The following is a 10245-nucleotide window of genomic DNA, read 5'->3' on the forward strand; positions in this document are numbered from 1 at the left end:
AGGGGGACGAGCAAGTGAGCGACACCGGCACCACCACAGAACACGTCGACTGGGACGCGCTGCGCGAGGCGGCCGCCGAGGCGATGGCCAACGCGTACGCGCCCTACTCGAAGTTCCCCGTGGGCGCCGCCGCGCTCGTGGACGACGGCCGCGTCGTCACCGGGTGCAACGTCGAGAACGCCTCCTACGGGCTCGGACTGTGCGCCGAGTGCGGCCTGGTGTCCGCGCTGCACGCCTCGGGCGGCGGCCGGCTCGTGGCGTTCACCTGCGTGGACGGCCACGGCGAGCTGCTGATGCCGTGCGGGCGGTGCCGTCAGCTGCTGTTCGAGCACGGCGGCCCCGAGCTGCTGGTGGAGACCCCCGACGGGCCATGGCGGATGGCGGAGGTGCTGCCGCACGCCTTCGGCCCCGGCGACCTGTCCCGGGGGGCCTGACCTTCATGGACGCGATCGACGTCATCGTCACCAAGCGAGAGGGCCGCGAGCTCTCCGACGGGCAGATCGCCTGGGTGGTCGACGCCTACACGCGCGCCGAGGTCGCCGACGAGCAGATGTCCGCGCTCGCCATGGCGATCCTGCTCAACGGGATGAACCGGCGCGAGATCGGCCGGTGGACCGAGGCGATGATCCGCTCGGGGTCGCGCATGGACTGGTCGGGTCTCGACCGGCCCACCACGGACAAGCACTCGACGGGCGGCGTGGGCGACAAGATCACCCTGCCGCTGGCGCCGCTGGTGGCCGCCTGCGGGGCGTACGTCCCGCAGCTGTCGGGGCGCGGGCTGGGCCACACCGGCGGCACCCTGGACAAGCTGGAGTCGATCCCCGGCTGGCGGGCGTCCCTGTCCAACGACGAGATGCTCGCCGTCCTGCGGCAGGCCGGCGCGGTCGTCTGCGCGGCCGGCGACGGGCTCGCGCCCGCCGACAAGAAGCTGTACGCGCTGCGCGACGTCACCGGCACCGTCGAGTCCATCCCGCTCATCGCGTCCTCGATCATGTCGAAGAAGATCGCCGAGGGGACGGGCGCGCTCGTGCTCGACGTCAAGGTCGGCTCTGGCGCGTTCATGAAGAACGTCGAGACGGCCCGCGAGCTGGCCCGCACGATGGTCGACCTCGGCACCGACCACGGCGTCACCACGGTGGCGCTGCTGACCGCGATGGACCGTCCGCTCGGCCGCACGGTCGGCAACGCCCTGGAGGTGGCGGAGGCCGTCGAGGTCCTCGGCGGCGGCGGCCCGTCCGACGTCGTGGAGCTGACCGTGCTCCTGGCCCGCGAGATGCTGGCCGCCGCCGGGGTGACCGGCAAGGACCCGGCGGACGCGCTCAAGGACGGCTCGGCCATGGACGCCTGGCGGCGCATGATCAGCGCGCAGGGCGGCGACCCCGACGCCGCTCTCCCCACGGCCGCCGAGACCCTGCGGGTGACGGCGCCGGCGTCCGGCGTGCTGGCCGCCCTGGACGCTTACGGGGTCGGGCTCGCGGCCTGGCGGCTGGGCGCGGGCAGGGCGCGCAAGGAGGACGCGGTGTCCTTCGGCGCGGGTGTCACCCTGCACGCCAAGCCCGGTGACACCGTCCGCGAGGGCCAGACTCTGATGACCCTGCACGCCGACGACCCCGGCCGCTTCGAACGCGCCCTGGAAGCCCTGAGCGGCGCCTACACCATCGCCGAGACCCCGGCGGAGACGCTCCTTCCCCTGGTCATCGACCGCATCACCGCCTGACCGCCCTCCCCGCCACAGACGGCACGTCCCTCCGCCGGCCCGGGGCACCGCCCCGCGCGACAGTGCCCCGCGCCTGTGGTTTTCTTGATGGCGCCGAAGTGGTGGGCGTGTTCCTCCGCCGGCATGCGGGCACTCGTCTCGTGCGACGGTGCCCCGGTCCTCTCGCCCACAGAGGGCTTCTTGACGGCGCCGAAGCGGTGGGAAGGTGGTCGGCGAATCCGGCGCCGCCGTACGGCGCTCAGGCCGAATTCGTCCGCCCGGAGCGTGCCGGGGAAGGGCTGTGCCGTCAGCCGCCTCGGCGGATCTCGGTGTGCTGAGGGATGGAGTGGCTGAGGACGGCGCGGTGGGTGGGCAGCGCCTCGCGGTGGCGCTCGACGCCGGCCTCGGTGATCTTGACGTACACCCCGCGCCGGTCGTCCTCGCACATGTTGCGGCAGACGAGACCGGCCTTCTCCAGGCGGGAGATCAGCCGGGAGAGCGCGCTCTGGCTCAGATGGACGGCGTCGGCGAGCTCCTGGACGCGGTACTTGCCGTGGTCGGACTCCGCCATGCGATCGAGAACCTCGAAATCGCTGACGCCCAGCCCGTGCTTGTCGCCGAGCTCGCGCTCAAGCGCACACCATGTCGCGGCATGGCAGGCCAGCAGCCCACGCCATGAGCTCACGACATCGTCGTTGACGCCGTCGTCCATGGCCAGACCATAGCATGCGACGGCAATATATGCACGCGAATTAAATGCTTGTGCATTGAATGCATGTGCATGTACTGTCCACTCTCATGTCCCTCACCTCACATGACCAGCGTTGGGATGCGCGCCTCTGGGGAGCGCTGGCCGTGCTCAGCGCCGTCGTCTTTCTCGATGCCCTCGATGTCTCGATGGTGGGAGTGGCCCTGCCGTCCATCCAGGCCGACCTCGGCCTGTCCACCTCCAGCCTGCAGTGGATCGTCAGCGGGTACGTCCTCGGCTACGGCGGACTGCTGCTGCTCGGCGGGCGCACCGCCGACCTGCTCGGCCGCCGCAAGGTCTTCCTGATCGCGCTCGCCGTCTTCGCCGTGGCCTCGCTGCTCGGCGGCGTGGTGGACAACGGCTCCCTGCTCATCGTCGCCCGGTTCGTCAAGGGCATCAGCGCGGCCTTCACCGCGCCCGCCGCGCTCTCGATCATCACCACCACCTTCGCCGAGGGCCCGGCGCGCAACAGGGCGCTGAGCATCTTCACCGCCTGCGGCGCGAGCGGCTTCTCCCTCGGCCTGGTCCTGTCCGGGTTCCTGACCGAGCTGGGCTGGCGCTGGACGTTCCTGATGCCGGTGCCGGTCGCGATCATCGTGCTCGTGGCGGGCCTGAAGCTCCTGCCGCGTCCCTCGGGCGCCGAGCGCGCCACCGGAGGCCACGACCTCCTCGGCGCCGCCACCATCACCTTCTCCATGCTGCTGTTCGTGTTCGCCGTCGTCCAGGCCCCCGAGGCCGGCTGGGCCTCGGCGCGGACGCTGGGCAGCCTCGCCGGAGCCGTCGCCCTGCTCGCGCTGTTCGTCGTCACCGAACTGCGGGTGAGGCACCCGCTGGTCCGGCTGTCCATCCTGCGCTCGGCGCCGCTCGTGCGGGCCAATCTCGGCCTGGTGATCCTGTTCGGCTCCTACGTCAGCTTCCAGTTCGTCGCCATGCAGTACTTCCAGAACCTGCTGGGCTGGTCCGCCCTGCACACCGCGCTGGCCTTCCTGCCCGCGGGCCTGCTGGTCGCGCTCACCTCCACCAAGATGGGCGGCTTCGCCGACCGGTTCGGCACCGCCCGGCTGATCGCCATCGGGTCGGTCGCGCTCGTCGGCGGATACGGCCTCTTCCTCGGCGCCGGCGAGCGCCCGAGCCTGGCCACGATGATCATCCCGGGCATGCTGCTGCTGGGGGTCGCGTTCGCGCTCATGTTCCCCTCGCTGAACATCCAGGCCACCGCCGGCGTCCCCGACGACGAGCAGGGGCTGGCCTCGGGCCTGCTGAACACCTCCGGCCAGGTCGGCGGGGCCCTCGTGCTCGCCATCGTGACCGCCGTGGTGACCGCCGGCGGGGGCGCGGTCTCCATGCCCGCGATCCGGTCCTCGTTCGTGGTCTGCGCCATCATCGCCCTGGTCGGGCTGGGCATCGCCGTGACCGGCCTGTTCGCCCGCCGCGCCGCCGCACCCCCGGTCGCCGCCGGGTCGGCCCGCGAGGAGGACGACCTGCCGGTCCTGGAGACCGCCTGACCGGTACCTCCTATCCCCGCTTTTCGACGTTCAGGCCCCCGGCGCGTGCGCGCGCCGGGGGTCCTCGGCGTTCGAACACGAGACACGCGACGGCGGAGGACGCGGCCGGGACCACCGCCGGCCGTCCCGCAGGTGCGCTCAAGCGGCACAGCCGGTGCGCCCAAGGGGCACAGCCGGCGTGCTCAAGGGGCACATCGGACACCTTTTAGGGTTACGGAGTTTCCCGGCGAACCTGTGAGGCATTGTCGGGGTCAAAGGAGTAGGCGGAACCAGCGGAGGAGCCGAGGCCATGAGAAGAATCGCCGTCGCAGCCGTCCTCGCCCTCCTGACCCTGTTCACCGCCGCCTGCGGCGCGGCGCCCGGCCCCGGCACCTCCGCGAGCGCCACGCCCACCGGGTCGTCCTCGGCTTCCTCGCCGCCCAGCCCCGCCCCCACCCTGGCCTCTCCCGGCCCCGCCACCGCCACGCCGGACGAGACGGGCACCGTCCCGCCGGTCAGCCCGATGCCGACCACCCGCGACAGCGACCTGCCCCCGCCGACGAGCACCAGGCGGGTCACCGTGACCCGGACGCCGGAGCGCCCGCCGATCGTCAAGGGAGCACGGTTCGCCGCCCACCCCGGATACGACCGCGTGGTCATCGACCTGCAGGGCGGAAAGACCGGCTACAGCGTCGACTGGGTGCGCAAACTGTACGAAGACGGCTCGGGCAAGCTCGTGGACGTCAAGGGCGGGGCGTTCCTGCAGGTGATGCTCAAGCCCGCCAACGCCCACACCGAGGACGGCGAGCCGACCTTCCCCAGGACGCCCATGCTGCGGCCGGCGCTGCCGAACCTCATCGGCGTCGTGCGCACCGGCGACTTCGAGGGCGTCGTGACCGTGGCCCTGGTGCTGCGCGAGCGCGCCGGCTTCCGCGTCATCGAGCAGTCGAACCCCACCCGCCTGATCGTCGACATCGCCCACTGATCCGCGGGCCGGCTCCGCCACGGCGTCCTCGGCTCGTCCGAAGAATTCCGATGCGGGCGGGATTCGGGAGGATCTGGACATACCTCGCGCGGCCGGCTCCTAGACTGGCCGGCGTGGTACGTAAAATAGCGGGCGCGACCCGCATCCCTGTCCCTGGTGGGAAGGTCATCGACGAGTACGTCGGGCGGGTGAACACCGGTGACGACCAGGTGTCCATCGCCCACATGGTGGCCCCCGCGGGCTGGGAGGAACCGGCCCAGACGCCCGAGTTCACCGAGTACACCCTCGTGCTGCGCGGCACCGTCGTCGTCGAGCACGAGGAGGGCGCGACCGAGGTGCACGCCGGCGAGGCCGTCGTCACCCACCCCGGAGAGAAGATCCGCTACACCGTGGGTCCCGAGGGCGCGGAGTACGTCGCCGTCTGCCTGCCCGCCTTCTCACCCGAAACCGTGAACCGCGACGAATGAGCCAGGGCTCCGGCGCACCGATCCCTAGGATGTTGTGATGACTCAGCAGCCCACACGCGACGGCATCCGCAAGGCCCCGAAGGTCCTCCTCCACGACCACCTCGACGGTGGCCTGCGGCCGCAGACGATCATCGACCTGGCCCGCGATACCGGATACGACAGGCTGCCGAGCACGGACGCCGACAACCTGCGCACCTGGTTCCGCGAGGCGTCCGACTCCGGATCGCTGGAACGCTACCTGGAGACCTTCGACCACACCGTCGGCGTCATGCAGACGCGCGAGTCGCTGACGCGGGTCGCCGCCGAGTGCGCCGAGGACCTGGCCGACGACGGCGTCGTCTACGCCGAGGTCCGCTTCGCGCCGGAACAGCACACCTCCAACGGGCTCAGCATGGACGAGGTGGTCGAGGCCGTCCTTGCGGGGTTCCGGCTCGGGTCCGAGGGGCGCGGCATCCGCGTCGGCACGCTGCTCACCGCGATGCGGCACCAGGCCCGGTCCATGGAGATCGCCGAGCTGGCCGTGCGCTACCGCGACGTGGGCGTGGCCGGCTTCGACATCGCGGGCGCCGAGGCCGGCTACCCGCCCACCCGCCACCTGGACGCCTTCGAGTACCTCCAGCGGGAGAACGCCCACTTCACCATCCACGCCGGCGAGGCGTTCGGGCTGCCGTCCATCTGGCAGGCCATCCAGTGGTGCGGCGCCGACCGGCTCGGGCACGGGGTGCGCATCATCGACGACGTCCAGGTCGCCTCGGACGGCACGGCCAAGCTCGGCCGCCTGGCCGCGTACGTGCGCGACAAGCGCATCCCCCTGGAGATGTGCCCGACGTCGAACCTGCAGACCGGAGCGGCGTCGTCGCTCGCCGAGCACCCCATCGGCCTGCTGCGCCGCCTGTACTTCCGGGTCACCGTCAACACCGACAACCGGTTGATGAGTGACACCAGTGTGTCCCAGGAATTCGCCAACCTCGTCGAAACCTTCGACTACGGGTGGGACGATCTGCAGTGGTTCACGGTCAACGCCATGAAGTCGGCGTTCATCCCGTTCGACGAACGGCTGGCGCTGATCAACGGCGTCATCAAGCCGGGCTTCGCGCAGCTCAAGTGGCAGGCGTGAGCAGTGCGCGGGAGGCGTTAGCGTGGTGACCGCCTGCTGAACGGAGAGGTAGCGGTGAGCGAGCGGTGAAGCCACAGATCTTCCGGTCCAAGATCGCCTGGGTGCTCGGCTGGGTGTGGATGGTTTTCGCCGCGCTCAACACGATCGACCTGGTCGCCCACGGCACGATCCCGTCCGCGCTGGTCGCGGGCGCGGTGCTCGCGGTGCTCACCGCCGCCGTCTTCGTCGGCTGCCTGCGCCCCGCCGTCCTCGCCCGTGAGGACGGCATCCTCGTGCGCAACCCGCTGCGCAACCACTTCGTGCCCTGGAAGGCCGTGGACGGCATCCACGTCTCCCACGCGATCATCATCGAGACGGGCGACGACAGCGTGCGCTGCTGGACGCCCCAGGCGTCGGCGCGCGAGCGGGCCAAGGCCGTACGGCGCGGCTCCGCCGGCGTGCCCGCCAAAGCGGGGCGCTACCCGACCACCCAGCCCCAGGTCTCCAAGGCCGAGCAGGCGGCCGCGGAGGCCATGGCGGGCCGCACGCACGCCGACTGGGTGGCCCAGCAACTCACCGACCTGGCAGAGAAGAAGTCCCGCACCACCGCGGAGAACCACCCCCTCACCGCCACCTGGTCCCCCTCAGCCCTAGGCGCCCTGGCCGCCGCCCTGATCCTGGTAATAGCCGCCCTGATCCTCTCCTGACCCTCGCCGACCCCGTTCAGAGGCCGAGGGCGGTGGTGAGGTCGGCTTTGAGGGCGTCGAGGTCGTCCGCGGCCCGCGCCCTGGCGTCGGTCACGGTGCCGGTGACCGGGATGACCACCTCCAGGTAGCACTTGAGCTTCGGTTCAGTGCCGGACGGGCGGACGACCACGCGGGCGCCGCCCGCCAGGCGGTATCGCAGCCCGTCCGTCGGCGGCAGGCCGTCCACACCGGCGCTCAGGTCGTCCACCGACCCGACGGCGCGACCGCCGAGCGTTTGCGGCGGACGCGAGCGCAGCCGGTCCATCGCGGCGCTGATCAGCGAGAGATCGGCGACCCGGAACGACAGTTGCGCGGTCGCGTGCAGGCCGTAACGCTCCGCCTGCTCGTCGAGCAGGTCCAGCAGCGTCTTGCCTGCCCGTTTGGCGGCCGCCGCCATCCCGGCGACGGCGAGGGCCGCCCCGATGCCGTCCTTGTCCCGCACAGGCAGCCCCAGGTCGGAGCCGACGCTGTGACCGAGCGCCTCCTCGTACCCGTAGACCAGCCCGGCCCCGTCCCCGTTCCCGGCCTTGACGATCCACTTGAAGCCGGTCAGCGTCTCGGCGTGCCGTACCCCGTGCGCCTTGGCGATCTTGCCGAGCAGGGACGAGGACACGATCGACTCGGCCACCAGGCGGTCGGGCGCGGAGGTGCGCTCGATGATGTATTCGCCGAGCAGGCCGCCGACCTCGTCGCCGGTCAGCATGCGGAAGCCGCCGTCCCGCATGGGGACGCCCACGGCGCAGCGGTCGGCGTCCGGATCGTTCGCGATCACCAGGTCGGCGCCGATCTTCTCGGCGAGCCGCAACGCCAGATCCATCGCGCCCGGTTCCTCCGGGTTCGGGAACGCCACCGTCGGAAAATCGGGGTCCGGGGCGAACTGGGCCTCGACCACGGCGGGCGGCTCGAACCCGGCGGCGGCGAAGGCCCGCAGCAGGATCTCCCCGCCCACACCGTGCATCGGCGTGTAGACGACCCGCAGGTCGCGGTCGTCCCCGGTCGGCAGGGCGGTCACGGCCGCCAGGTACGGCTCGACGATGGCCGCGTCGCTCAGCGTCTCCCACTCGTCGCCGAGCGGCAGCCGGTCCACCGGCCCGGTCGCGTCGATCGCCGCCGAGATCTCCACGTCCAGCGGCGGGACGATCTGCGCGCCATCTCCCCAGTAGACCTTGTAGCCGTTGTCCCGGGGCGGGTTGTGCGAAGCCGTGACCATGACCCCCGCGTCGGCCCCGAGGTGCCGTACGGCGAAGGCCAGCACCGGCGTCGGCCAGTGGTGCCCCATCAGCGAGACGCGCAGGCCGGCGCCGTTCAGCACCGCCGCCGAGTCGCGGGCGAACACGTCGGAGTTGCGCCGGGCGTCGTAGCCGATCACGACGTGCTTACCGGGCCCGAGCCGCCTGGCCAGCCCTGCCGCCGCCCGCATGACGGTCACGCGGTTCATGCGGTTGGGCCCCGCGCCCAGCTCGCCGCGCAGCCCGGCCGTGCCGAACTCCAGCTTGGCCCCGAACCGGTGCTCAAGCGCCGCTACGTCGCCGTCGTGGAGAATTCTGGCCAGCTCGTCCCGGGTCTCAGGATCGGGATCTTGGGCCAGCCACTCTTCCGCCAGCCGCACGAGATCAGACATCACAGCCCTTTGTTCGCATCCTGCTTAGATACCTGCAACGCGGAGCCGTACTCAACCCATGGCGATGACGCCACCACTGGGCCGGCCCCCAGGCCCTAAAGCTTGTTGACGACCTTGGCCAGCAGGACGCCCATGCGGGCCGCCGTGGCCTTGCCCACCTCCAGGACCTCCTGGTGGTTCAGCGGCTCGCCGACCAGCCCGGCTCCCGGGTTGGTCACCAGTGAGATGCCCAGCACCTCGGCCCCCGCCTCCCGGGCGGCGATGGCCTCAAGGACGGTGGACATGCCCACCAGGTCGCCGCCCAGCGTGCGAAGCATGCGGATCTCCGCCGGCGTCTCGTACGTCGGCCCGCGGAATGCGACGTAGACCCCCTCGGCCAGCGACGGGTCCGCCTCGCGGGCCAGCGCGCGCAGCCGCCTGGAGTAGACCTCGGTGAGGTCGATGAAGGTCGCGCCCGTGATGGGGTTGGCGCCGGTCAGGTTGATGTGGTCGCTGATCAGCACCGGGTCGCCGACGTTCTGCGCCTCGGGCCGCAGCCCGCCGGCCGCGTTGGTCAGCACGACCGTGCTCGCCCCGGCGGCGACGGCCGTCCGCACCCCGTGCACGACCGGGTCGACGCCCCGGCCCTCGTACAAGTGGGTGCGGCCCAGGAAGATGAGGGCCTTCCTGCCCGACTCTGTCTCGACCGCCCGGATCTTCCCCGAGTGCCCGGCCACGGCCGGTGCGGCGAACCCCGGCAGCTCGGTCACCGCGTGCTCGGCGATCGTCGTCCCGATGGCGTCGGCGGCCGGAACCCACCCCGACCCCATGACCAGCGCGACATCGAAGGAGTCCACACCAGTGAGGGCCTTCAGCACCCCCGCGGCCTCCGCGGCCAGTGAATAACCGTCATTGCTCACGCTCCCCGAGGCTACAGCCGGACGCCCCCTGTCAGCACATGGCCTGGGCGTGCATACCACCACTGACGGCCCGAACCTACCCACAGGCGGACATGGCCGCCCAACGGAGCTGACCACCTGCCGACCCGTACCCCCAGCACCAGGCTACGTCGAACCCGCCCTCTCTATCGCGCCCGACCGGTGCCACCTCCGCGGGATTCAGCCCCTGCGGAAACCTGTCAATGCCATGGAATCGAGCACTAAGCCCTCCATGGGCGCCTATCGCAGAACATTTTCGGTCCTACCTGAAATCACCCGTATTGCATTAGCCGATTCATGTGCCGGCGTGGCGCCCTTAAGCGACGGCAGACTAACGGAACGTATTGTGACACGCGTCACCATTGCATCGCGAATCATATTTACATACGTTCCAATCGATCTCAACGGGGTTCGGTAAGGCCTGCAAGCACGGCCGTTCGTCGCGTGACGAGGGGTTTATTCCGCATGCTCACGTACGAAGGGGC

At 71.1% G+C, this 10245-nt stretch carries 10 protein-coding genes; 7 read left to right on the forward strand and 3 right to left on the reverse strand.

The window, feature by feature from the left end:
- Positions 1-14 precede the first annotated feature (14 nt).
- Both ACZ6QO_RS17620 and ACZ6QO_RS17625 read left to right on the forward strand, forming a co-directional pair.
- Entirely contained in the window at positions 15-434 is a 420-nt protein-coding gene (locus tag ACZ6QO_RS17620; protein ID WP_465851808.1) for a cytidine deaminase, read from the forward strand.
- 5 nt (positions 435-439) lie between these two features.
- Positions 440-1717, forward strand: a complete 1278-nt coding sequence (locus ACZ6QO_RS17625) for a thymidine phosphorylase (protein ID WP_465851809.1) — start codon at positions 440-442, stop codon at positions 1715-1717.
- A gap of 286 nt (positions 1718-2003) precedes the next feature.
- Here the strand turns inward: ACZ6QO_RS17625 and ACZ6QO_RS17630 are convergent, their stop codons facing one another.
- A complete protein-coding gene (locus ACZ6QO_RS17630; RefSeq protein WP_465851811.1) occupies positions 2004-2408 on the reverse strand; it encodes a MarR family winged helix-turn-helix transcriptional regulator in 405 nt (134 codons plus the stop codon).
- A gap of 86 nt (positions 2409-2494) precedes the next feature.
- Between ACZ6QO_RS17630 and ACZ6QO_RS17635 the strand changes: the two genes are divergently transcribed.
- The 5 genes from ACZ6QO_RS17635 to ACZ6QO_RS17655 all read left to right on the forward strand — a co-directional run bounded on the left by ACZ6QO_RS17635 (position 2495) and on the right by ACZ6QO_RS17655 (position 7183).
- Positions 2495-3949 (forward strand): MFS transporter, encoded by a 1455-nt coding sequence (locus ACZ6QO_RS17635; RefSeq protein ID WP_465851813.1) that lies wholly within the window; start codon positions 2495-2497, stop codon positions 3947-3949.
- 289 nt (positions 3950-4238) lie between these two features.
- Positions 4239-4913, forward strand: coding sequence for an AMIN-like domain-containing (lipo)protein (locus ACZ6QO_RS17640; RefSeq protein WP_465851814.1), 675 nt, complete (start codon positions 4239-4241; stop codon positions 4911-4913).
- Between the two features lie 113 nt (positions 4914-5026).
- Entirely contained in the window at positions 5027-5380 is a 354-nt protein-coding gene (locus tag ACZ6QO_RS17645) for a cupin domain-containing protein (protein WP_465851816.1), read from the forward strand.
- A gap of 37 nt (positions 5381-5417) precedes the next feature.
- Positions 5418-6497, forward strand: a complete 1080-nt coding sequence (locus ACZ6QO_RS17650) for an adenosine deaminase (protein ID WP_465851817.1) — start codon at positions 5418-5420, stop codon at positions 6495-6497.
- Positions 6498-6562: 65 nt separating this feature from the next.
- Positions 6563-7183, forward strand: a complete 621-nt coding sequence (locus ACZ6QO_RS17655) for a PH domain-containing protein (protein WP_465851819.1) — start codon at positions 6563-6565, stop codon at positions 7181-7183.
- Between the two features lie 16 nt (positions 7184-7199).
- Here ACZ6QO_RS17655 and ACZ6QO_RS17660 read toward each other — a convergent pair whose 3' ends face one another.
- Positions 7200-8843, reverse strand: coding sequence for a phospho-sugar mutase (locus ACZ6QO_RS17660; protein WP_465851820.1), 1644 nt, complete (start codon positions 8841-8843; stop codon positions 7200-7202).
- 95 nt (positions 8844-8938) lie between these two features.
- Positions 8939-9742 carry a purine-nucleoside phosphorylase gene (locus tag ACZ6QO_RS17665; RefSeq protein ID WP_465851821.1) on the reverse strand — a complete coding sequence of 268 codons (804 nt, stop codon included), beginning with the start codon at positions 9740-9742 and terminating at the stop codon, positions 8939-8941.
- Positions 9743-10245: the final 503 nt, after the last annotated feature.

It is taken from the genome of Sphaerisporangium sp. NPDC049457, from assembly GCF_055586705.1.